The sequence below is a fragment of the Ilyobacter polytropus DSM 2926 genome (assembly GCF_000165505.1).
GTDB lineage: Bacteria > Fusobacteriota > Fusobacteriia > Fusobacteriales > Fusobacteriaceae > Ilyobacter > Ilyobacter polytropus.
Genome location: NC_014633.1, coordinates 800,497 through 822,790 on the forward strand (window position 1 = coordinate 800,497; position 22,294 = coordinate 822,790).

The following is a 22,294-nucleotide window of genomic DNA, read 5'->3' on the forward strand; positions in this document are numbered from 1 at the left end:
TCAGAAGGGATTTTAGGTATTTTTTAGGGGTGCCTTTTCTTTGGTTACTTTCTTTGGGCAAGCAAAGAAAGTAACACAGGTTTTGGATAAAGTCAGTAGTTTATAAAAACATCAAATCTCTATTTTTTCAAGTAAAGACTCTACTTCTTCCTCTATATAAACTGTCTCTAGAGTTTCTTCTGCCCAGGTATACTTGTCTTTTATCTTTCTCAAGGCATAAATCGCCACAGCTTTTACAATAGGTACCTCACTCCATACGGCAGAATTTAAAAATCTCAGATCATTTTCTCCAGCCTTGTTAAGATTATCAAGTATTTTACTGCACTGCTCACATATAAACATACACTGCTCAAACTGAGGCTCTTCATTTATCGGCGGTACCTCGTAAATTTTCAGACTTTCATTTTTAGCTTCACAAAGTTCGCAGCTTGATTTTGATCGTCTTGCCAGGTCTTTTCCAAAAAATAGTACCTTGCTTTTTCTTTCCCTGTCTCTATCTAAACCCTTTGCCATGTTTTGCCTCCTTGACAACTATATTTTTATTCTGTTGATAATATTTAAAATCAAAAATTTCTGAGTTTAAAATTCTAAAATTATTTATAAATTCATTATAACTTAAATTTTAAATTTTTGTGTTAAATTTATCTATAATTTTGATTCAATATATTGTTAAACTAAAAAAAACTTGAAAAAAAACAGATTCAACCTTATAATAAACATATGTTTATGTTGTAAACTTTATTGTTAGAGGAGGGCATATGACCGATCGTGAAAAAGATGTATTTGATCTCATAAATTCTAATCCTCTGGTATCTCAGGAAGAGATATCAGAAAGACTGAAAATTGCAAGATCCTCAGTAGCTGTACATATAAGTAATCTAATGAAAAAAGGATATATTTTGGGGAAGGGATATGTGTTAAAAGATGCACCCTATACTGCTGTTCTCGGAGGTGCAAATATAGATATAGAGGGAACTCCCATAGGAAGCCTTAAAATGAGAGATTCCAATCCGGGAATCGTAAATAAATCCTTTGGAGGAGTGGCAAGGAATATAGCAGAGAACATCTCCAAAATAGGAATAGACACCAAGCTTCTGACCCTTGTAGGAGATGACTCTCACGGAAATGATCTTTTAGATTACTGTCGTAAAAAGGGTATAGATACTTCTTATTCTCTCTCTCTTCAGGGAAAATCCACATCTACGTATATCTCTATACTAGATAAGAATAAAGATATGGCCGTAGCTATCTCCCATATGGATATAATGACTAAAATGGATATCTCTTTTATAACTAAAAGGGCTTCTGTGATTCAGGGTTCCTCTCTATGTGTTGTCGACACAAATATACCTTTTGAAACACTGGAATACATATTAAAAAACTTTATAAAAACAAAATTCATAGTAGACACAGTTTCATTGGAAAAATCCAAAAAAATAAAAAATCTACTACCATATATTGATACATTAAAGCCAAATAAAATAGAGGCCGAAGAACTGAGCGGAATAAACATAAACACAAAACAGGATGTAGAAAAAGCAGCAGAAATAATTGTTGAAAAAGGCGTCAAAAATATATTTATCTCCCTTGGAAAAGAGGGCGTTTATTATTTCAACGGTGGTGATAAAGGATTTATAAAACCTCCTGAAATCGAAGTCACAACAGCTACCGGAGCCGGAGATGCATTTATAGCCGGTGTGATTTACGGCAAATCCGAAAGAGAGAATATAAAAAAACAGGCAATTTACGGTGTCTCTGCTAGTATAGCAGTCCTCACCAATGGAAAAGACAGAGAAAACAATCTTAACATAGACAAGATTAATAAAATTTTTAAGGAGGTCAAAAGATGCAATTCTATGAAAAATATTTAGACATATCCCCGGAAATAGAAAAAGCTTTAGAAAAAGGTACGCCTGTGGTGGCGTTAGAATCCACAATCATATCACACGGAATGCCTTATCCGGAAAATGTAGAAACTGCTTTAAATGTTGAAAAGATAATAAGAGAAAACGGTGCTATTCCCGCTACCATAGCCATCTTAAACGGTAGACTCAAAGTAGGACTTTCCAAAGATGAGATTGATTTCCTTGGGAAAACAGGCTTAGATGCAGTAAAAACAAGCCGAAGGGATCTGCCTTTTATTATATCTAAGAAACTTACAGGAGCTACTACTGTGGCATCTACCATGATTATAGCATCTTTTGCAGGGATAAGAATCTTTGCAACTGGAGGTATAGGGGGGGTTCACAGGGGAGCTGAGACTACCTTTGACATATCGGCAGACCTTCAGGAACTTGCAAATACCAATGTGGCAGTCGTATGTGCCGGAGCCAAATCCATCCTTGATATTGGTCTTACTTTAGAATATCTTGAAACAAACGGTGTTCCTGTAGTAGGATATCAGACAGATGAACTCCCTGCTTTTTACACAAGAAAAAGTGGATTTAAAGTGGACTACAAGGTGGATAATCCAAAAGAGATCGCCCTGGCACTAAAAGCCAAATGGGAACTAGGACTAAATGGGGGGATGGTCATAGCAAACCCTATTCCAGAAGAGTACTCAATGGATAATAAGCTTATCACCCATGTAATAGAAAATGCCCTTATAGAAGCAGAAAAAAAGAATATAAAAGGTAAAGAATCTACTCCTTTCCTTCTTGCGAAAGTAAAAGAACTTACTGAAGGTAAATCTCTCGAATCAAATATACAACTTGTATACAACAACGCTAAATTAGCAGCTGAAATCTCAAAAGAATTAGCAGCTCTAAATCATGTTAAATACTAAAACACTCAAAAAGGCTGTCTCTAATGAGACAGCCTTTTCTATATTTAAATTCCCCCGAATTTTTTAACCCTTTTTTCTCTGTTTACAAATTTTTACTAAAGGTTTATTTCTTTTATATAGCTTTCCATTCTATCCATTGCTTTTTTTAGAAGTTCTTTTTCTTTAGTACAGGCTATTCTGATATATCCTTCAGTTGAAAAAGCCTTCCCTGGAACTAAAGCTACCCCAGTCTTTTCAAGAATTTCTAGTGCAAAATCCAAAGAATCCTTGCTGCTTATTTTGCTGTAACCTGCATAAACATAAAAAGCACCCTTTGGCATAACCACATCAAATCCCATAGCATCTAGTCTAGAGCATATGAGTTTTGCCCTCTCTTCGTATTCAGCTGCTATACTACTCACATCTGAGGCATCTCTTAAGGCAATCATACCTCCAATTTGAGATAAGGTTGAAGGTGAGGTTACAGTGTACTGGCTAACCTTTATAAGTTCTTTTCTAAATTTTGCATGGGTCATCAGATATCCTACTCTCCACCCTGTCATAGAGTGGGATTTTGAAAATCCATTGATCACAATTACCTGGTCTTTTACATTTTTACATCTGGCGATAGAATAAAATTCTTCTCCTGAAAAAACCAGCTCACTATATATTTCATCAGAAATTATAAATAATTTCTTTTTCTCCAATACTGCAGCTATTTTTTCCGTCTCCTCTTTAGAGAGTATAACTCCCGTTGGATTTGTTGGATAATTTAATATTACAGCCTTGGTCTTGTCAGTTATTGCCTCTTCTAACATCTCTGGAGTCAGCTTAAAATTATTTTTGCTGGTATCTATAAATACAGCCTTAGCCCCGTACATCTTCAGAAGAGCTTCATAAAGAGAAAAAGCAGGAAGTACAACTACCACTTCATCTCCTTCAGTTAGAATTCCTTTGAGAGTGGTAGAAAGAGCTTCTGTAGAACCTACAGTTACCAATACTTCGTCTGCACTGTAGTCTATATTATATTTTTTCTTATAAAAAGAAGCTATCTCCTGTCTTAATTCAGGAACCCCTCCCAAAGGAGCATAAGAGAGCTGATTTTCCATCATGTATTTTGCTGTTTTTTGAGTTATTATTTCTGGAGTTTTTATATCAGGTTCTCCGATAGTGAGGTTAATACTATCAGGTATTTTTGCACACTTCTGAGCAATCTGACGTATTATCGATACCTCCATCTCTCTTACTCTCTGATTGACTTCCATTGCTTCCTCCTATTACTTTTTAAATTTCTAAGATCTTCCATTATCTGTGTTTTTCCTTCTGTTTTTTCATCTACATTTTTAATGATCTTCGCAGGACTTCCAGCCACTACGACCCCTGCAGGTACGTCTGCAGTTACTATTGCTCCTGCAGCTACTACAGAACCTTTTCCTATTCTTACTCCTTCTAGAACTACTGCATTGGCACCAACCATTACGTTGTCCTCTACTACTACAGGATCTGCTGAAGGAGGCTCTATAACTCCTGCAAGTATAGCTCCTGCTCCTATATGACAATTATTCCCAACTGTAGCTCTTCCTCCTAAGACAGCATTAAAGTCGATCATAGTTCCGTCTCCGACTACAGCCCCTATATTGATTGAAGCTCCCATCATGATTATTGCATTGTTTCCTATTGAAACCTTGTCCCTGATTACTGATCCTGGTTCAATTCTCGCATTGATATCCTTTAGATCTAACATTGGTATTGCTGAGTTTCTTCTATCATTTTCAAGGTAATAGTCCTCTATTTTGTCTTTGTTCTCGTCTAGGATTTTCTTTACTTCATCCCAGTCTCCCATTATTATTCTTGTATTCCCTTCGCAGAATACCTTACAAGAATAAAAGTTTATACCTTCCATCTCACCTTTAAGATATGCCTTTACAGGTGTTGATTTTTTAGAATCCTTGATAAATTTGATTATTTCTTGTGCTGTGTTTAAACTCACTATTTATTCCTCCTTATTTTATGTCTAAAACTTCTTTCATTGTATAAAATCCTGGTGCTTTACCTGCCAAGAATTTTGCCGCCTTAACAGAACCTTGAGAGAAAATTCTTTTAGAAAGAGCCTCATGTTTCAGCTCAATAATTTCATCTTGCCCTGCAAAAATAATGCTGTGCTCTCCGACTATACTTCCACCTCTGATAGCGTGAATTCCAACTTCCTTTTTAGTTCTTTTACCCACAATTCCTTCTCTGCCATAAACAGCTTCTTTTTCACCGTTTAATGACTCATTTATTGAATCATAAAACAATTTTGCTGTTCCAGATGGTGAGTCCACCTTTTGATTGTGATGTTTTTCGATAATCTCAATGTCAAAGGCATCGGCCAAAATTGGAGTGATCTGTTTTAATACTTCTGATATAACATTAACTCCCAAGGACATATTTCTCGAGAAAAGTATCGCTGTCTTTTCACTGGCCTGCTTGATCTTAGTTAGCTGTTCAGCAGTAAATCCAGTTGAACAAATTACCGCCCCGATTTGATTTTCAATTGCATATTCCAAAATCTCATCAAGATTGGCAGGATTTGAAAAATCAATTATTACATCGACTTTTTCCTTTATATCATTTAAAGATTTATAAAGAATATCCTCTGTCACAGGTGACATTGCCTGAGCACCATCTCTTTTTTCGATAACTCCGGCTATTTGAAGACCTGCAGAAGCCACATCTTCACAGACAAATTTACCCATCATACCGTATCCGAAAACTGCTATATTCATAATCACCTACCCCTTTAGTAAATTAATTTTTTCCATCTCTTTTGTTAATTTTGCAGTGGCATCTTCACTCATCTCATATAGAGGAAGTCTTAGTCCTCCTACCTCATGTCCTGTTAAATTCATGGCTTTTTTTATTGGAATAGGGTTTGTCTCAATAAATAAAGAATCTATAAACGGCTTTAAATAAAGCTGAAGTTCTCTTGATTTTTCAACTTCTCCATTTAAAAACAGATCTACCATGTCATGAGTTTCTTTTGGTAAGATATTTGCCACAACAGATATTACACCCTTACCACCTATAGAAAGTATCGGAACTATTATATCATCATTTCCTGAGTACATTGCAAAATTATCATTACAAAGTCTTGCAACCTCAACAGCATAAGAGATATTTCCACTTGCCTCTTTTATTCCCACTATTTTATCATTTTTACTAAGGTGTTCCACTACATCTACAGGAATATTCATTCCTGTTCTTCCTGGAACATTATAAAGAATAATCGGAATATTTACTGATTCAGCTATCTTTTCAAAATGTTTGATAAGGCCCTCTTTATTAGTTTTATTATAATAAGGAGTCACCTGAAGAAGTCCGTCTACACTTAGCTTCTCCGACTCTACGCTAAGCTCTATACCGTGTCTCGTATCGTTACTTCCTGTCCCTGCAATTACAGGTATTCTACCATTTACCGTATCCACTGCACATTTTATTACAGCAAGGTGCTCATCGTCAGAAAGTGTCGAAGCCTCTCCTGTAGTTCCTGTTATTATTATAGAATCTGTTTTATTCTCAATGTGAAACTCTATTAATTCCGCAAGTTTTTCAAAGTTAACTTCACCAGTTTTTTTAAACGGGGTAATTATAGCTACTCCTGATCCTGTAAACATTATATTTCCTCCTTCATTGAGTTTAGATTAGACCCTTTTTAATTAAGAGTTCTGCAATCTGGACTGTATTTGTTGCAGCCCCTTTTCTGATATTGTCAGCCACACACCATATATTTACACTGTTTTCCCTGCTGAAGTCCCTTCTTATTCTTCCTACAAAGACTTCATCCTTTCCAGTAGCATGTATTGGCATAGGATAGACATTCTTTGATGTGTCATCCTCCACTATTATACCATCAAATCCCGTTAGTGCCTCAAATATTTCTGTCATCTCAAAGGATTTTTCAAGTTCAATATTTATAGATATACTGTGGCTGTTTTCCACAGGTACCCTGACACATGTAGCAGTTATTGCCATGTCTGGAGTTCCTAGTATTTTTCTTGTCTCATCTATCATCTTACGTTCTTCTTTTGTATATCCGTCCTCTAGAAACACATCTATATGAGGAAGGCAGTTGTTTGCTATAGGGTGAGGATAATTTTTAGGTTCTTTTCCCTCTAGACCTCTTTTTAAGTCCTCTATACCGTCAACTCCAGACCCTGAAACTGCCTGGTATGTAGAGTAAACTACTCTTTTTATTCCAAATTTTTCAGCCAAAGCCTTTAGTGGAAGCACCGACTGTATTGTAGAGCAGTTGGGATTTGCTATGATTCCATTGTGTTTTTCTACATCTTCAGGGTTTACCTCTGGTACCACAAGTGGTATCTCAGGATACATTCTAAAAGCACTGCTGTTGTCTACCACTATTACTCCCTTATCTCTTGCAACTGGTGAAAATCTTTCACTTGTTGCCCCACCTGCTGAGAATAATGCAATATCAATATCTCTGTCAAAAACTTCATCAGTTAGTTCTTCTACTGTGTAACTTTTTCCCTTGTATTCCATCTTTTTTCCTGCAGATCTTTTAGATGCAAAAAGATATAGGTTTTCAATTGGAAAATCTCTTTCTGCAAGGACTTCTAAGAATTTTCTTCCTACCATTCCAGTTGCACCGGCAACTGCTATATTATATTTTTTCATATTTATCATATCTCCCAGTCAATTAATATTTTTAACACCTTTTGGAAAATCAAAATTTATTATTTGAAATAATGTCCTTCTGCTATCTTCTGACTTTCCCCTGTCATAAATACTCCATCATCAGTTAGTTCTATAAAAAGTTTTCCCCCAGGAACTGCTACTTCTACATTTTTGTCTAGCCGTCCTGTTAGATTTCCTATTACAACCACTGCACAGGCTCCTGTACCACAGGCAAATGTGTAACCAGCTCCTCTTTCCCAGGTTTTTACGTCTACTCTGTCCTTTGAGATTGCCTTGGCAAAATTAACATTGGTTTTATTCGGGAATATTGGATTTATTTCTAGATTTCTTCCATACTTATATATATCCAATGTTTCTAGATCATCTACAAAAGTTACACTGTGAGTAGTTCCCATAAAAAGAGCCGAAATGCTAAACTCCCTGTCATAAGACTCTATTTTTCTTTCAATATAATCTTTTTCTGAGACACTCATAGGTATACTGTCAGTCTCAAAAATAGGCATACCCATATTTACCCTGGCCAGATATCTGCCGTCTTTTTCCTCTGTTTTTATCAGCATGTTTCCTGCCAGAGTTTCTACAGCAATGAGATCTTTTTCTACGAGTTTATTATTTCTCACAAAGTGTGAAAAGCAACGAACTCCATTACCGCACATAGGAGCCTCACTACCATCGGCATTGTAAAATATCATTCTTATGTCTGCTTTTTCTGATTTTGCGGCAACCATCATTCCGTCTGCCCCTATACCGAAGTTTCTGTGGCAGACTTTCATAGCCAGCTCAGAATAATCTAGTCCCGCTACTTCTTCTTCCCTGAATATTATAAAATCATTTCCAATACCATGATACTTTTCAAATTTTAACATTGCCCCTCCTAGATATTAAATGCTTCTGAGATGGCCTCTACAGCGGCTGCCTTTCTGTCTTTATCCATTGTAAAAGAGATACTTATCTCAGATGTTGTCACCTGATAGAATTTTATATTCTTCTCTCCGAATATTTCAAAAAGTTTTCCTGCTACTCCAGAATGACTTATCATCCCCACTCCCACTACAGAAACCTTTATAAGATCCTGGTTCTTACTTATCTTCAGAGCCGGATTCTGAGTTGCAATGATCTCTACAGCTTTATCTAGAAGATCTTCCTCAGTGGCCGGGCAGGTAAAGCTTATGTCTACCATATCCTCTACAGACTGACTCTGACTAATCATATCCACATTTACATCCTGTTTTCCAAGGGCAGAAAATATATTTGCTATCTTCTGAGGTTTATTATATAAATTTTGTAAATTTACCATCAAAACATTTTCATTTATGCTAAGTCCTGTTATAAGTTTCTCTTCCATTATCTGCTCCTTTTCTAATATATAAGTTCCGTTCTTTTCTCCAAGACTTCTTCCCACGTATATTGGGACGCCAAATTTTTTCCCGAGCTCTACGGCCCTTACTTCCATGACCCCTGCTCCTAGATTTGACATCTCCATCATCTCTTCATAGGAGATCTTATCTATTTTCTTGGCTCCTTTGTGTACCCTAGGGTCACATGTGTATATACCATCTACATCAGTATATATCTCACACTGACAGCCTAAAGCTCCTGCTAAGGCCACTGCACTTGTATCAGATCCTCCACGTCCTAGGGTTGTTATATCCCCGGCCTCATTCATTCCCTGGAATCCTGCCACAATGACTATTTTCCCATCTGCAAGATGTTTTTCCATTCTTTCATTATTTATGCTTTTAATCTTACTTTTTGTATGAGTTCCTGTTGTCTGTATCCCTGCTTGGCTTCCTGTAAGAGATACAGCTTCATGACCCATATTCTTTAGAGCCATAGACAGCAAGGCGATTGTCTGCTGTTCTCCTGTGGACATGAGCATATCTAGCTCACGCCTGTCAGGTCTGTTTGTGATCTCATTGGCCTTTTTTATCAGCTCATCTGTCATTTTACCCATTGCTGATACTACTACTACTACCTCATTTCCCTCTTTCCTTACCTTTATGAGGTGCTCTGCTATGGCCTTTATCTTTTCGATTGTCCCTACTGATGTTCCCCCGTATTTTTGTACTATTCTCAATTTTTATTCCCCCCTAATAAAGCTTGAGATCGTTTCTTATAAGATCCTCATAGCTCTCCCTTTTTACAGCTACCTTACTTTCTCCGTCTTTTACAAAAACCACAGCAGGTTTTCTTATTCTGTTGTAGTTACTTGCCATGCTATAATTATAGGCCCCTGTGGTACTGATTGCAAGTATATCTCCCTCTTTTGCTTCCTGAAGATATACATCTCTTAGAAGAAGGTCTCCTGATTCACAGCATTTCCCAGCTACTGTTACCAGATCCTCTGTTTTTTCATTTATTCTGTTGGCAATGACACCCTCATACTCAGCCTGATAAAGAGCAGGTCTTATGTTGTCTGTCATTCCCCCATCTACAAAGACATATTTTTTACCGCTGTAAGTTACCTTGGTTCCACCTACTGTATAGAGAGTGGTTCCTGCATTTGCCACTATACTTCTTCCCGGTTCTATTATTACCTTATCTAAATCTATCTCATATTCGTCTAGTTTTGATTCTAGGTCTTTTATCATCTCTTTGCAGAATTTTTCAAAGTCCACTGCGTCATCTCCGTCAAAATAATACACTCCGAAACCTCCCCCGAGGTTTAATACTGTTGTATCAAGACCGGCCTCATCCTTCATCTGCTTTATGAATTTTAACATAGTGTCCATAGCTGCAAAGAAAGGCTTCTCGTCAAATATCTGAGACCCTATATGACAGTGAAATCCTTTTAGTTCCACATGCTCAGCCGCAATAAATTTTTTGATTATATCCTTTATATTTTCATCAAATATAGATTCTCCAAACTTTGAAGAATAAGTAGAAGTCTGTATATATTCATGAGTGTGAGCCTCTATACCTGGGTTCACTCTCAAAAGAACGTTTATTTTCTTTCCCTTTTCTCTGCATACTCTTTCTAACTTATCGAGCTCATCTCTGTTGTCTACGATTATCTCTCCGATACCGTAGTCTAGGCACATCTCAAGCTCTTCCCAAGTCTTGTTGTTTCCATGCATGTGTACTTTTTCCATAGGAAAACCTGCACTTTTTACTGTAAAAAGCTCTCCCCCTGAAACAACATCCATGCTAAGTCCGTGCCTGTCTACGATCTGACACATCCCAGTAGTGAGAAAAGCCTTAGATGCGTAGACAACCTCAGTCTGAAACCTGTCTGATTTAAAAGCCGCCTTGAATGTCTCCATATTTTTGCTGATAAGAGCCTCGTCCATCACATACAAAGGTGACCCGTGCTTTTCCACAAGCTCTTTAGAGCTTATCCCGCCTATATAAAGCTGGTTGTCTTTGATCTCCATAGAACCAAAAAGTCTCATACATTTCCCCCTTAAAAAATCTCCATTTTTATATTAAAATTTTATAAACAAAAAAAGTTGGCAGGGCACAATCCTACCAACTAAATAATAATAAAAAATTATAGTTACGGTAAGATAGCACTCCATTGTCTTGGTATAGACAACGACAGTACAACGGATATTTTCCGATGCCCCAACCCACTCTCCCGGCACAGAGAATGAATTTCGGCAGATCTCCCTTTTAGAAAACTTCACTGAGCTGGCCGGCCCTCTATTTTCCTACTAATGATCATCTGCAACCTCTATCTTTATTCTAATTTAATTCTCAGTTTCTTTTTTAAACAAACTACTTTATAGACCTCCAATAAAACATCATTATAATCAAGTAATGATCAATCTATAAGTTGATTTGTTTTATTTTACAACACTTATACTTTTTTTAAAAATTCACAGGATATATTATAGAGATATACAAAACAAATGAAATATCTTTAGGTACTGTAATCACTGGGATATAGTTACACGCAGTTATGTTCGAAAAAATAACTTTTTCATAAAAAACTATAGTTTTTTTCCCTTACTATCTTTCCTTTTTCTGGAAAATCTGTTAATATTTAAGAATTATAAGAGTCTTTCATTTTTTTAAAAAAATTACATAAAAATTTCTATTGAAATTTAAGAGGTGATAGGCCAAATAAACAGAATTTAAAATTATATACGTCCGTTTTTTATTGAAATAAGGGGGAAACCATGGATTTAAAAGATTTGGGAAACCAGATAAAGACCTATAGACGAGAGCTTCACCAGATACCTGAGCTTGGGTTAGAGGAGTATAAAACCTGTGCTTATATAGGGGAAAAATTAAAAGAGTTTGGGCTGCATCCTTTCACCATCGCCAAAACTGGTGTCTATGTCTACATCGATGCCGGTTCAGATGAAACATACGCCTTCAGGGCAGATATGGATGCCCTAGAAGCAGAAGAGGAGAACGATGTAGAGTATTCATCAAAACATCCTGGTAAAATGCATGCCTGCGGTCATGACGGTCATATGGCCATGCTTTTAGGACTGGCCAAAGTCTTGTCAAAAACTGAAAATATCAAGAAAAACATTCTTTTGATCTTCCAGCCTGCTGAAGAGGGGCCCGGAGGAGCCAAGATAATAACTGAAAGTGGAATATTTGAAAAATATAACGTAAAGGGAATATTTGGTATCCACCTCTTCCCTACATTAGACGAAGGAATCATCGCTTCTAAGGCAGGTCCTTTTATGGCTCAGTCTGGGGAAATAGATGTAATAATTAAAGGAGAAGGCGGTCACGGTGGTATGCCTCATAACGCCATCGACTCAATCCTTGTGGCTTCTAAATTTTTATCATCTTGTCAGTCAATTATCTCAAGGAGTATATCTCCTCTTGAGACTGCCGTTATCTCCTTTGGTAAGATAAGGGGGGGAAGTGCTAGAAATATCGTGGCTGAAAAAACACATATAGAGGGTACAGTGAGAACCTTTTCAAAGGAGACCTTTGGAATAATCAAGAAAAGAATCCTTCAGATTTCAAAGGGATTAGAGGAATCTTTTGACGTGGAGATTGATGTCAATCTAGAACCTTACTATCCGCCGGTAATAAACGACAAGGCTCTCTACAAAAAGGTAGCAGAAAAGGTTCACATAGAAGAAACCGATCCTGTTATGCTTGCAGAGGACTTCTCCTACTATCAGGAAAAAATACCAGGGGTATTTTATTTCCTAGGAAGTAGAAACAGAGAGCTTGGATTTGACTATCCTCTCCACAGCTGCAGCTTCAACTTTGATGAAAAGATTCTTTTAAAGGGTATTGAGCATTATATAAATATACTCACAGCTTTAGAGGCTATATAATTATTTATGAGAGACTGTTCTTCATGACAGTCTCTTTTTTTATTAATTTAAGTTACTACTCTGAAGGAATTCTTATAAATTACTGACTTTACAAGAATATTAAAGTCAAAATTATTTTGTCACGAATGAAAACCGATAAAAGGCAGAAAAATTAACACGAATAAGAAGAAAACCTTTTGACCACAGAGGGCACAGAGAAAAAGAGAAAGTTTCACAGAGTTAAGACGAAAACTAGATACGAGTTCTTTTGCGAGAGGTTTTCGATCTTTTTTCTTCTGCCATTGACAAAATCAGCGTTAAGAATAACCGCAGTGAAATCCTTAGAAAAAATCGACTGTCTGAGCGTAGCGAGTTTCGAGTTTTTCTTGGATTTTCAAGGTTATTTAGCTGATTTTTCACAGGCTTGAACTTTTGGTTACTTTTCTTTCAAGAGAAAAGTAACGACTTCTTGTAAATTCAATATTTTAATTTAAAATAAAGGTCTAAGGTTAATCAATCTATTTGAAAATTTTAAAGGAGCTTCTCAACTCTTGCAGAAAATTATTATATAGGATGTAGTATAAGTAATCTGGAAAAAGTCACAGTTTAAATAAAAAGAGACTGTAACTTATTGTGAGGTGATCTTTTATGAAAAATACAGCCCTTGTCTTAGAAGGCGGAGGGATGAGAGGAATATTCACCAGTGGGGTTTTGGATGCTTTCATAGAAAAAGGAATTGATATTCCCTATATTATAGGGGTTTCCATGGGAGCATACAACGGTGTTTCATATATTACCGGACAAAAAGAAAGAACCTTTAAGATGTTCATGGACTATATCTACGACCCAAGACTCCTTGACTATAAGAGAATTTTCAAGGGTGATTCCCTTTTAAACTCTGACTTCCTTATAAACTTCATGGGAAAAAACAAGTACCCAGTGGATTATGACAAATTTTTTGAAAGTACAAAAAAATTTATCTGTGTCAGCACAAATTGCAACACTGGTAAACCTGCATATTTTGAAAAGAATGGATATCCTCAAAAATACTTTAACCGAATATTAAAGTCATCATGCTCTTATCCCTTCCTCACAGACACTGTGAAAATAGGAGGTGAAGAGTATCTAGACGGAGGTATAGCCGATGCAATTCCTATAAAAAAAGCCTTAGACGACGGCAACAAAAAACTTATTGTCATACTCTGTCACCCAAAAGGATACGAAGATGAACCCAGCTGGTATCTCAACATATCCAAGCTCTGGTACCATTCCCATCCAAAGGTGGCCGAGGCCCTGAAAAAAAGATATATAGCCTATAACGGCACCCTTTACTTTCTCGATCTTTTGGAAAAAGAAAATATAGCTTTTGTTATAAGGCCGGAAAGCATGCCCTTATCTGTAATTGAGCAGGACAAGGTAAAATTGAGACTTTTTTATAAAGCAGGTTATAATAAGGGTATAGAGGAATGTGAAAGATTAGAAAAATTTTTAAAAACCCCCTCATTGATCTGAAATCAAAAGGGGGTTTTTATTATTTGTCTCTGTAAAAATCTGATATCTCTTTTACAGCTGTTATTGCCTCTGTTATTTCTTTTGACGTGTTGAAATATCCAAAAGAAAACCTCACGGCCCCAGTTTCATATGTTCCTATAGATTTGTGTGCAAGGGGGGCACAGTGCATTCCAGGCCTCACAGCTATGTCATATTCTTCGTCTAATATGGCACTTAATTCTGCCGGATCTATATCCCCTATATTGAGAGCAACCACAGGTGTCCTTTTTCCTGTTTCCGGTCCGTATACCCTGACTCCCTCTATACCTTTCACTCCTTTTATAAAGACCTCAGTGATCTCATCCTCATGTTTTCTTATATTTTCCATCCCTGTTTTCAGTATAAAGTCCACTCCTGCTCCGAGGGCTGCAATTCCAGGAGCATTTAATGTCCCGCATTCCAAAAGGTCAGGCATCTCTTGAGGCTGTCTCTTGAGTTTCGAATGACTCCCAGAGCCCCCTTCCATAAGTGGCTTTATCTCTACGCCTTTTCTAAGGTATATACCCCCTGTTCCCTGAGGTCCAAAAAGTGACTTATGCCCTGTGAAACACAGAATATCTATATTCATCTTATTTACATCTATTTCTAAGATCCCAGCACTCTGGGAGGCATCCACTATAAGGAGAATTCCGTGTTTTTTTGCTATTTCTCCTATTTTTTCTATGGGAATTATGGTTCCTGTCAAGTTTGAAGCATGGGTTATAACTATGGCCTTTGTATTTTCCTGGATGGATTTTTCTATATCATCAAGGGATATTAGTCCCTGGTAATCTGCCTCTACTATTGTTAGATCTATTTTTTTCTGTTCTTCCATTGAGAATAGAGGTCTTAGTACAGAATTGTGCTCTAAGGAAGTGGTTATCACGTGATCACCCTTTTCAAGGACTCCCTTTATTGCAAAATTCAGACTCATAGTTGCGTTTTGTGTAAAGGCTATTCTAAGTGGATCATCTATATTAAAGAGTTTTGCCAGCTTTACCCTTGTTTCATAGACTGCCCTAAAGGCCTCTATAGCCATCCTGTGGCTTCCCCTTCCTGGATTCCCGCCTTTATTTCTCATAGTTTCTATTAAGACACTGTACACCTCATCAGGTTTGGGGTAACTAGTGGCTGCATTATCAAAATAAGACATTTTTTTCACCTCATTATTTTTTGTTTTGGTGATATAATAAATATATCATACAAAGTTTAAAGGAACTTTTCAGAAAAAGTAGAATATTTTTTATGTTTCTACTTTAATTAAATTAACTATTTTTATGGATTCGTCTATTTTCGTCAAGGAAAAGTAACTATAATTAATCAATTAACTTATTATAACATCAAAACATATAAAAATTTGGAGGTTTTTTTCATGAAAATTATAATTATAGGAGGAGTGGCTGCAGGTATGAGTGCCGCTTCCAAAGCCAAAAGAACACTTAAAGATGCTGAAATTACCGTATATGAAAAAACTGACGTTATTTCATGGGGTGCCTGCGGACTTCCCTATTATATAGGGGGATTTTTCCAAAGCACCAACAATATGATGGCTAGATCCATAGAAAAATTCAGAGAATCAGGAATTGATGTGCAAATAAAACACGAGGTCTTATCAGTAGACCACATCAATAAAAAAATTAAAATTAAAAAGCTGGTAAATGGTGAAATTTTTGAAGATTCTTATGATAAGCTTATGATCGCTACAGGGGCCAGTGCTATAATACCACCTATCAAAAATGTAAAACTTGAAAATGTATTCACACTGAAAGAGTTTCAGGACGGGGTGGACCTAAAGGATGCTGTCTCTAGGGAGGAAAATAAGAATATTGTGATAATAGGTGCTGGTTATATAGGTATAGAGGCTATAGAGGCTATGCACCATCTCGGCAAAAATGTCAGAGTTATTCAGCTGGATAACAGGGTGCTTCCTGAGAGTTTTGATAAAGAGATCACCGATATTATGGAGAATGAGATTCTTTCTTATCAAAATATCAGCCTTCACCTTGGTGAAACTGTAAAAGAGTTAAAGGGAGAAAAACAAGTAAAAGCTGTCATAACCGATAAAGGAATCTATGAGGCAGACATAATAATCATCGCAACTGGTATAAGACCGAATACAGCTTTTATAAAAGAAACCGGGATAGAAATGCTAAAAAACGGTGCCATTATCATCGACAAACAGGGAAGATCAAGCATTGAAGATATCTATTCTGCCGGAGACTGTGCCACAGTACCCCACAGGGTAAAAAATGAAAATGTCTACATCCCCCTTGCAACTACTGCAAATAAAATCGGAAGAGTGGTAGGAGAAAATCTTGCTGGAAAAAACAGTAGTTTCTTTGGAACTCTAGGATCTGCAGCTGTAAAAGTCCTGAACTTAGAGGCAGGAAGAACTGGAATATCCGAAACTGATGCCAAGAATATGAATATAAACTACGGTGTTGTATTTATAAAGGATAAAAATCAGACTAATTATTATCCAGGACAGGAAAATATATATATTAAGTTGATATATGAAAAAGATTCTAAAGTAATCCTGGGAGGACAGATAGTTGGAAAAAAAGGAGCGGTCCTTCGTATAGATGTCATTGCTGCCGCTATACATAATAAAATGACCACAGAGGATCTAGGTATGCTTGATCTATGCTATGCACCACCTTTCGCAAGAACCTGGGATGCCCTTAATATTGCAGGGAATGCAGCCAAGTAAGAATAAATTTTATAGTTTAAGACACCCTTTAAGGGTGTCTTTTTTTTATAGAAAAAGCTCACTTAGATCAAAATCTAAGTGAGCTTTTAGGGAGGGTTCAGAACGGGGGAGTTCTGATTATGAAAATACTTATTGTTTATAAATCAAGTATACCTTATCTCTTTTGTAAAGAATAGGACAAGTGGCATAAATCTCAATTATTTTTCTTGTTTTTCAATAAAATTAGAAATAAAAAAAGACCCACTGAATGTATTCTTCAGAGAGTCTTAAATTATAAAATTTGATTTTCCAAACACAAGAGATGTCCACTTCCCTTCCCAGTACTTTCTATTTCTTAAATTTTAAGAATTAGAAATTAAAAACTATGTCTTCGTAGGAATCTTCCTTTTCATATAATTTATCCCAATCAACATTGGTTTTTAAAACTTCATATTTATTCTTTTCAACATAAGACATATACTCACAAAACTTTTCATAATCCATGTTCTTTTTCATAAATTTTCCTCCCTTTTCACAATCAGAGCGTTATACTAAAAGTTAAAAACTATATCCTCGTATGAATCTTCACTTTCATAAAGTTTATCCCAGTCTATATTGTTTTCCATAACTTTGTACTTCTCTTTCTCTAGAAGAGACAGATATTCATGAATTCTTTTCAAGTCGTCATTATTTTTCATGGCGGCTACCTCCTTAAAATTTTTTTATTTCTTCTTATGTAAAGAGTATAGCACGCCAATTTAAATTTACAAAATATATATTATTTTAAAAAACTATATATAAAATAAATGGTTTGACCGTAAACATCTAATTTATTGACTTCTCAGCTATTACAATTGCCGATGCGGCTTCAATAAATACGTCCATTACCGCTGCAATACATGGATATTTCAGCTCTTTATTGGGAGAAAAAGTAACCTGAACACGGTTTGGATATGATTGTGCAGTCAGAGCTGTCACCTTGGTAGATTTTATTCCCATGCCAAATTGAATAGCCTCTATTTCTAAAACAGTTGAAAAAAGGAGTTTGGAAAGATCTGCCTTTATGAGGTTCATATCCACTTCTGCAGGAAGAGAACATTCTACAGTTCCTCCAAAAGAATCTTTGGTCATTATCATTTTTTGAATTCCTATTTTTATATACTCACTGTTCTTTTCATTGGTGCTTATACCGCCTATATCAATGGTTTTTCCTTCTATACTCCCCTTAACTAACTTCTTTGCAAGTACTCCGGCTAAAATTACTGCAGAGAATATATCACCCTTTTTGTATTCAAACTTGATATCCTCACCTGTGGTTTTTTCATCTATTATCCCTGAAACCACATCTATCTCTTCCTCAGGGTCTAGTGTGACTCCTTCCATCTCTCTTCTGGCTAGGTCTTTGCCAAAGTCCACGGCAGTGATATCTATCCCACCAGGAACTCCAGAAACGACTAGATCTACCCCATCGAAATTTTCCGTTATGTTTATTCTGAATCTCTCTCCAAACAACATCTTTGCCCTCCTGTAATTTTAAATAGTTTTTTCAAGGCATTATACAACAAAACCAAAGCTTTTGAAAGGATAATGAAGCCCACAAATTTAAAGCTCTAAGAACTTTTACTAAAAAATAAAACAGAAGCCAGAACCTTATCTTCTGACTTCTGTTTCTAAAGTATTTTAACTAGATGTATTCTATTATATTACATTTATCTTTTTCGTAGTGAAAGGACGGATTTACATACTTTTTTATAAACATTTCTGATTTTTTTGTAAATCTACCTCTAAATAGAACATAACATTTTTTTTCTAAAGAAAAAAATATGTGCATTATAAAAGCATCAAAACCAACGTAATATTTTACATTGCTAAGTTGGGATATAAAAAATATATCCTCTACACTTGTTCTCCCTCTAAGATCGATGTCTATATAATCATATGCCTTTCTATCATTTTTTTTATCACTCATACTCCCCGTATGAATTATCTTCAAATTCTTTTCCAAGCTCAGATTTTTTACATAATTTTCAAGTTTGATATAATGTTTTTTTTTAATTCTAAACTTTCCAGAATCCAAATAATTATTAAATAAAACATATTGGTGATCTTTTAATATATTAAACCTGTTCCTAATTTCATTTTCAGACACCAAATTAATTAATCTAGGAATATATGTTGTTGTTTTTAGTTTTATCCCTAATAAATCAGATGTTTTACTTACTAAATCCAGTGACAATGGCTTATCAATCCCAGGCCATGAAGTATCAATATATAAAATATTATTTTTTATTTTTTTTAGCTTTGATATAAATTCAATCCTTGTAATTATTAAATCAAACTCTTCCAAATCTGACTCTTTTCCCAAATTATAGCTGAGCTTTTCAAAGTAAAATTTCATATTATTTATAGGAAATATTTTTACTTCAAATCCATTTTCAGTTAGAAAATGTCCTAATGGTTCAAAAAAAATATGATCTCCAAAATGCATAAATTCATAAAACGGAAAGTATATCAAAATCTTTTTTATCTCTTTATCATTTATTTTTTTATAATAAAAATTATCAAAAATCTTGTATCTTTTTAATTTCTTTTTATCATAAATATTATATATTTTTTTTATTAATGATTTTACTTTCATTTTTTCCCCTAATTAATCATTTTTTAATTCATTTTAATAACTTCCTATGAAATAATTCGTTTCAAGAGATGCATGTTTAGGCCACTCAAGGAATTCTCCTTTATATTGATGTTTTTTTCTTATCACATAAAATGAACTAACCGCTAAGTTTGGAAAAATATTAGCAAGTAATCTAGCAATAGATTTAGGAAACGGATAGAATTGTGCCCCATATATTTTTTCAACAGTACAGAATTCATTTCCAATATTTTTATAAAAAGATTTCACATCTCTTTTTGAAAAAACTCTTATATGTGCAGAAGTAGACTTATTACATGTTGGATGAAAACCAAATAACATTAGTATCCGATTGTGTAATGATAAAACATTTGGTACTCCAAGAAACAAGAAACCATCCCGCTTTAAGCATCTAAATATTTCATGATTTATCCAAAAGATTTCTTTTGTATGCTCAAATACTTGATTAGCAATGACTATATCAATTGAATCATCTTCAAATGGTAATTTATCTTTCTCAATATCCAATGCTATTGGTTCAACTCCTAGTGATTGTAACTTGGTATTATTCCAAAGCCCAAAGTCAATCCCATAAAGTTTGGCACTATTGTGATATTTTTTAACAATAGAAAGGTCTGCTCCGCCTCCACATCCAATATCGATACACTTATCAACGTTAATATATTGCATAAATTTATCAAGGTGATGTCTCCCATATGTTTCAGTATGGTCAACCATGGTCAATCGACTTGTTGAACCTGTAATAACTTTTTTATAAATCACGCATCTTAACCTCCCATATTTTTGACAGCATTTCATTGTGCATAAATAGTACTTTACTCACATAAAAATTTCATTTTTATACAATATATTAGTGTTTACCTAAATCATTTATTATTATTTGAGCTATTTTTTCATATGAAAATTTTCTTAGTATAAACTCCCTCATCTCATATAGATCTCTTGATTCCCGTTTTAATTTGATAAGCACTTCAGCTAAATTTTTAGAATCTTCTGTTTTAAAATACCTTACAGGTAAATCTGAATAAACTTCCTTAAAAACTTCAATATCTGATACAATGGCTTCTGTCCCTAAAAACAAGGCTTCCAATGGCGGAATTCCAAACCCCTCATAGAGAGAAGGTTGTACTAAAGCAAAAGCATTTGAAATCATCTCTCTTAATTTTTCATCATTAACATACCCTGTAAATATGACATCACCTCTACTAAATTTTTTAATATAATTTAATATGACATCATCTTTGGTTCTAAAATTTTCTAAACTTCCAACTATAATTAACTTTTTATTGTATCCATTTTTTTTGGCTATTTCAAAAGCATCTAATAAAATTTTTAAGCCTTTATTTTTTTTGAAGTTTCCAACAAAAATTATGTAATCTTCGTTATAATTCTTATCATAGATTTGATGCTTATGTTCTATAATATGATTTGATATACCATTTCCAGTCACATTTTTTTTCTTTTCTATACCAAAATATTTTTCTATACGACTTTTAGAAAAATTTGACACTGTAAAAATTACTTCAGATATTTTAACAGCTCTTTTCAAAAATAATTTTCTGATTTTAAAACCTATATAACTATTTATTATCTCAGGCATATCTAAAAAAACTACGTCATGAATTGTTGAAAATATAGGGATTTTTATACCCCAGGGAATATTGTAGTTAGGAGTATAGAATTTATCACACTCATTTATTTTTTTAACTGGAAATCCGATAGCTTCTTTAACAGAAAAAATCGGTATTTTGCAGTGGAGTATCTCTATATTTTCATATTCTAAATGACCAATTTTATACATGTCACCTATTAATAAAAATTCATATTTTTCTTTTAAAATATAAGGCAGTATTTCTCTTAAATAAGTTCCTATCCCCGATTGACTATACATCCTACAATCTATTGCTATCTTCATTTAATTAAACTCCTGAATGTTAAATATTCTTAAAATTTCAATAGTTTTTACTAACATTATTTTAATTAAACCCCAAAATAAACTTAATTGTATCTTTAAATAAATGAGAATAATTATACTTAACATTATATTTTTTAGAAATTTTAAAGCCTTCTTTATGAAAATTAAAATAATTATTACTCGATATCCCATCAATCCCATAAAAAGAGACTTTTTTTTCAATAAATTTAATCTTTAAATTTGTTTTATTTCTTAAAACATTTAAAAAATAATCGTAATCCATTCTTATTTTATAAGTTAAATCATATTTTATTTTTTTATATATGCCTTTTGAAATAAATGTTGCCTGGTGAGCAGGCATACCTTTCATCATTGATGTCTTTACATTTTTAGGCATCTGCTTATTTTTACCTATTATTTTAACTTTCCCTGTAACAATATCAAAGTCCTCTTTGCAATTCTGAAATAAATCTTTTAATATATTTTTCTCATAAAAATAATCTCCAGAATTTAAAAAAATAACATAGTCTCCGTTGGCTAATTTAGCACCTTTATTAAAAGCATCTGATATCCCTTTATCATCTTCACTTATCCAATTATAAGTGATATTTTGTTCTTTAAATTTATTTTCATATAATTTTATTGTATCTACTGTATTATCTATTGAGTTTCCATCAATCAAAATATACTCGATATTGCTATAAGTCTGATTAAGCACTGACTCTATTGTATCTCTTATTGTTTTTTCACTATTGTAACAAACGGTTATAACACTAATTAATAGCTTATTTCCCATTTCTATTCTCCTTTT

Annotated in this window: 22 protein-coding genes and 1 riboswitch; of the genes, 5 read left to right on the plus strand and 17 right to left on the minus strand. The window is 34.5% G+C overall.

Going from position 1 to position 22,294, the window contains the following annotated elements; all coding sequences use genetic code 11:
- Positions 1-111 precede the first annotated feature (111 nt).
- Positions 112-513: a PhnA protein gene (locus ILYOP_RS13585; protein WP_013389074.1), complete on the minus strand. Its 402-nt coding sequence runs from the start codon at positions 511-513 to the stop codon at positions 112-114.
- A 245-nt stretch (positions 514-758) separates the two neighbouring features.
- Here ILYOP_RS13585 and ILYOP_RS13590 point away from each other — a divergent pair, with 245 nt between their 5' ends.
- Both ILYOP_RS13590 and ILYOP_RS13595 read left to right on the plus strand, forming a co-directional pair.
- A complete protein-coding gene (locus ILYOP_RS13590) occupies positions 759-1,871 on the plus strand; it encodes a PfkB family carbohydrate kinase (RefSeq protein WP_013389075.1) in 1,113 nt (370 codons plus the stop codon).
- Positions 1,847-2,785 (plus strand): pseudouridine-5'-phosphate glycosidase, encoded by a 939-nt coding sequence (locus ILYOP_RS13595; RefSeq protein ID WP_013389076.1) that lies wholly within the window; start codon positions 1,847-1,849, stop codon positions 2,783-2,785. Before ILYOP_RS13590 ends, ILYOP_RS13595 begins: the two co-directional genes overlap by 25 nt.
- A gap of 95 nt (positions 2,786-2,880) precedes the next feature.
- Here ILYOP_RS13595 and ILYOP_RS13600 read toward each other — a convergent pair whose 3' ends face one another.
- From ILYOP_RS13600 to lysA, 8 genes are read right to left on the minus strand one after another with little or no spacing between them, the layout of a single operon-like run.
- Positions 2,881-4,029, minus strand: a complete 1,149-nt coding sequence (locus tag ILYOP_RS13600) for a pyridoxal phosphate-dependent aminotransferase (RefSeq protein WP_013389077.1) — start codon at positions 4,027-4,029, stop codon at positions 2,881-2,883.
- Positions 4,008-4,754, minus strand: a complete 747-nt coding sequence (gene dapD / locus ILYOP_RS13605) for a 2,3,4,5-tetrahydropyridine-2,6-dicarboxylate N-acetyltransferase (protein ID WP_013389078.1) — start codon at positions 4,752-4,754, stop codon at positions 4,008-4,010. The genes ILYOP_RS13600 and dapD overlap by 22 nt, the downstream gene beginning before the upstream one ends.
- A gap of 13 nt (positions 4,755-4,767) precedes the next feature.
- Positions 4,768-5,532 carry a 4-hydroxy-tetrahydrodipicolinate reductase gene (gene dapB / locus ILYOP_RS13610; RefSeq protein WP_013389079.1) on the minus strand — a complete coding sequence of 255 codons (765 nt, stop codon included), beginning with the start codon at positions 5,530-5,532 and terminating at the stop codon, positions 4,768-4,770.
- A gap of 6 nt (positions 5,533-5,538) precedes the next feature.
- Positions 5,539-6,420, minus strand: coding sequence for a 4-hydroxy-tetrahydrodipicolinate synthase (gene dapA, locus ILYOP_RS13615; RefSeq protein ID WP_013389080.1), 882 nt, complete (start codon positions 6,418-6,420; stop codon positions 5,539-5,541).
- 22 nt (positions 6,421-6,442) lie between these two features.
- Positions 6,443-7,441, minus strand: a complete 999-nt coding sequence (locus ILYOP_RS13620) for an aspartate-semialdehyde dehydrogenase (RefSeq protein ID WP_013389081.1) — start codon at positions 7,439-7,441, stop codon at positions 6,443-6,445.
- A gap of 59 nt (positions 7,442-7,500) precedes the next feature.
- A complete protein-coding gene (gene dapF, locus ILYOP_RS13625; protein ID WP_013389082.1) occupies positions 7,501-8,328 on the minus strand; it encodes a diaminopimelate epimerase in 828 nt (275 codons plus the stop codon).
- A gap of 8 nt (positions 8,329-8,336) precedes the next feature.
- A complete protein-coding gene (locus ILYOP_RS13630; RefSeq protein ID WP_013389083.1) occupies positions 8,337-9,539 on the minus strand; it encodes an aspartate kinase in 1,203 nt (400 codons plus the stop codon).
- Between the two features lie 13 nt (positions 9,540-9,552).
- Positions 9,553-10,854, minus strand: a complete 1,302-nt coding sequence (lysA, locus tag ILYOP_RS13635; RefSeq protein ID WP_013389084.1) for a diaminopimelate decarboxylase — start codon at positions 10,852-10,854, stop codon at positions 9,553-9,555.
- Positions 10,855-10,961: 107 nt separating this feature from the next.
- Positions 10,962-11,146: riboswitch (Lysine riboswitch) on the minus strand.
- Positions 11,147-11,583: 437 nt separating this feature from the next.
- Between lysA and ILYOP_RS13640 the strand changes: the two genes are divergently transcribed.
- Complete coding sequence (locus tag ILYOP_RS13640; protein ID WP_013389085.1) at positions 11,584-12,714, plus strand: M20 metallopeptidase family protein; 1,131 nt, start codon at positions 11,584-11,586, stop codon at positions 12,712-12,714.
- 627 nt (positions 12,715-13,341) lie between these two features.
- Positions 13,342-14,205 (plus strand): patatin-like phospholipase family protein, encoded by an 864-nt coding sequence (locus tag ILYOP_RS13645; protein WP_013389086.1) that lies wholly within the window; start codon positions 13,342-13,344, stop codon positions 14,203-14,205.
- A 19-nt stretch (positions 14,206-14,224) separates the two neighbouring features.
- Here ILYOP_RS13645 and ILYOP_RS13650 read toward each other — a convergent pair whose 3' ends face one another.
- Positions 14,225-15,376, minus strand: a complete 1,152-nt coding sequence (locus ILYOP_RS13650; RefSeq protein WP_013389087.1) for an aminotransferase class V-fold PLP-dependent enzyme — start codon at positions 15,374-15,376, stop codon at positions 14,225-14,227.
- A gap of 219 nt (positions 15,377-15,595) precedes the next feature.
- Here ILYOP_RS13650 and ILYOP_RS13655 point away from each other — a divergent pair, with 219 nt between their 5' ends.
- Positions 15,596-16,933 (plus strand): CoA-disulfide reductase, encoded by a 1,338-nt coding sequence (locus ILYOP_RS13655; protein WP_013389088.1) that lies wholly within the window; start codon positions 15,596-15,598, stop codon positions 16,931-16,933.
- Between the two features lie 348 nt (positions 16,934-17,281).
- Here ILYOP_RS13655 and ILYOP_RS15570 read toward each other — a convergent pair whose 3' ends face one another.
- The 7 genes from ILYOP_RS15570 to ILYOP_RS13680 form a co-directional block, all read right to left on the minus strand.
- On the minus strand, positions 17,282-17,428 hold the full coding sequence (locus ILYOP_RS15570) for a hypothetical protein (RefSeq protein WP_013389089.1): 147 nt from the start codon (positions 17,426-17,428) through the stop codon (positions 17,282-17,284).
- A gap of 35 nt (positions 17,429-17,463) precedes the next feature.
- Positions 17,464-17,610, minus strand: a complete 147-nt coding sequence (locus ILYOP_RS15575) for a hypothetical protein (protein ID WP_013389090.1) — start codon at positions 17,608-17,610, stop codon at positions 17,464-17,466.
- Positions 17,611-17,737: 127 nt separating this feature from the next.
- Positions 17,738-18,427: a chorismate synthase gene (locus ILYOP_RS13660; protein ID WP_013389091.1), complete on the minus strand. Its 690-nt coding sequence runs from the start codon at positions 18,425-18,427 to the stop codon at positions 17,738-17,740.
- Positions 18,428-18,596: 169 nt separating this feature from the next.
- A complete protein-coding gene (locus ILYOP_RS13665; RefSeq protein WP_013389092.1) occupies positions 18,597-19,550 on the minus strand; it encodes a hypothetical protein in 954 nt (317 codons plus the stop codon).
- Between the two features lie 33 nt (positions 19,551-19,583).
- Positions 19,584-20,330 carry a class I SAM-dependent methyltransferase gene (locus ILYOP_RS13670; protein ID WP_013389093.1) on the minus strand — a complete coding sequence of 249 codons (747 nt, stop codon included), beginning with the start codon at positions 20,328-20,330 and terminating at the stop codon, positions 19,584-19,586.
- A gap of 88 nt (positions 20,331-20,418) precedes the next feature.
- A complete protein-coding gene (locus tag ILYOP_RS13675; protein WP_013389094.1) occupies positions 20,419-21,483 on the minus strand; it encodes a glycosyltransferase family 4 protein in 1,065 nt (354 codons plus the stop codon).
- Positions 21,484-21,544: 61 nt separating this feature from the next.
- Entirely contained in the window at positions 21,545-22,279 is a 735-nt protein-coding gene (locus ILYOP_RS13680; protein WP_013389095.1) for a glycosyltransferase family 2 protein, read from the minus strand.
- Positions 22,280-22,294: the final 15 nt, after the last annotated feature.

Bases quoted from the DNA above. Each gene is read 5' to 3' on its own strand.
- ILYOP_RS13645 (WP_013389086.1), top strand. From the start codon at position 13,342: ATGAAAAATACAGCCCTTGTCTTAGAAGGCGGAGGGATGAGAGGAATA.
- ILYOP_RS13650 (WP_013389087.1), bottom strand. From the start codon at position 15,376: ATGTCTTATTTTGATAATGCAGCCACTAGTTACCCCAAACCTGATGAG.
- ILYOP_RS15570 (WP_013389089.1), bottom strand. From the start codon at position 17,428: ATGAAAAAGAACATGGATTATGAAAAGTTTTGTGAGTATATGTCTTAT.
- dapB (WP_013389079.1), bottom strand. From the start codon at position 5,532: ATGAATATAGCAGTTTTCGGATACGGTATGATGGGTAAATTTGTCTGT.
- ILYOP_RS13600 (WP_013389077.1), bottom strand. From the start codon at position 4,029: ATGGAAGTCAATCAGAGAGTAAGAGAGATGGAGGTATCGATAATACGT.
- dapF (WP_013389082.1), bottom strand. From the start codon at position 8,328: ATGTTAAAATTTGAAAAGTATCATGGTATTGGAAATGATTTTATAATA.
- ILYOP_RS13660 (WP_013389091.1), bottom strand. From the start codon at position 18,427: ATGTTGTTTGGAGAGAGATTCAGAATAAACATAACGGAAAATTTCGAT.
- ILYOP_RS13620 (WP_013389081.1), bottom strand. From the start codon at position 7,441: ATGAAAAAATATAATATAGCAGTTGCCGGTGCAACTGGAATGGTAGGA.
- dapA (WP_013389080.1), bottom strand. From the start codon at position 6,420: ATGTTTACAGGATCAGGAGTAGCTATAATTACCCCGTTTAAAAAAACT.
- ILYOP_RS13680 (WP_013389095.1), bottom strand. From the start codon at position 22,279: ATGGGAAATAAGCTATTAATTAGTGTTATAACCGTTTGTTACAATAGT.
- ILYOP_RS13585 (WP_013389074.1), bottom strand. From the start codon at position 513: ATGGCAAAGGGTTTAGATAGAGACAGGGAAAGAAAAAGCAAGGTACTA.
- ILYOP_RS15575 (WP_013389090.1), bottom strand. From the start codon at position 17,610: ATGAAAAATAATGACGACTTGAAAAGAATTCATGAATATCTGTCTCTT.
- ILYOP_RS13590 (WP_013389075.1), top strand. From the start codon at position 759: ATGACCGATCGTGAAAAAGATGTATTTGATCTCATAAATTCTAATCCT.
- ILYOP_RS13675 (WP_013389094.1), bottom strand. From the start codon at position 21,483: ATGAAGATAGCAATAGATTGTAGGATGTATAGTCAATCGGGGATAGGA.
- ILYOP_RS13640 (WP_013389085.1), top strand. From the start codon at position 11,584: ATGGATTTAAAAGATTTGGGAAACCAGATAAAGACCTATAGACGAGAG.
- ILYOP_RS13665 (WP_013389092.1), bottom strand. From the start codon at position 19,550: ATGAAAGTAAAATCATTAATAAAAAAAATATATAATATTTATGATAAA.
- ILYOP_RS13655 (WP_013389088.1), top strand. From the start codon at position 15,596: ATGAAAATTATAATTATAGGAGGAGTGGCTGCAGGTATGAGTGCCGCT.
- lysA (WP_013389084.1), bottom strand. From the start codon at position 10,854: ATGAGACTTTTTGGTTCTATGGAGATCAAAGACAACCAGCTTTATATA.
- ILYOP_RS13595 (WP_013389076.1), top strand. From the start codon at position 1,847: ATGCAATTCTATGAAAAATATTTAGACATATCCCCGGAAATAGAAAAA.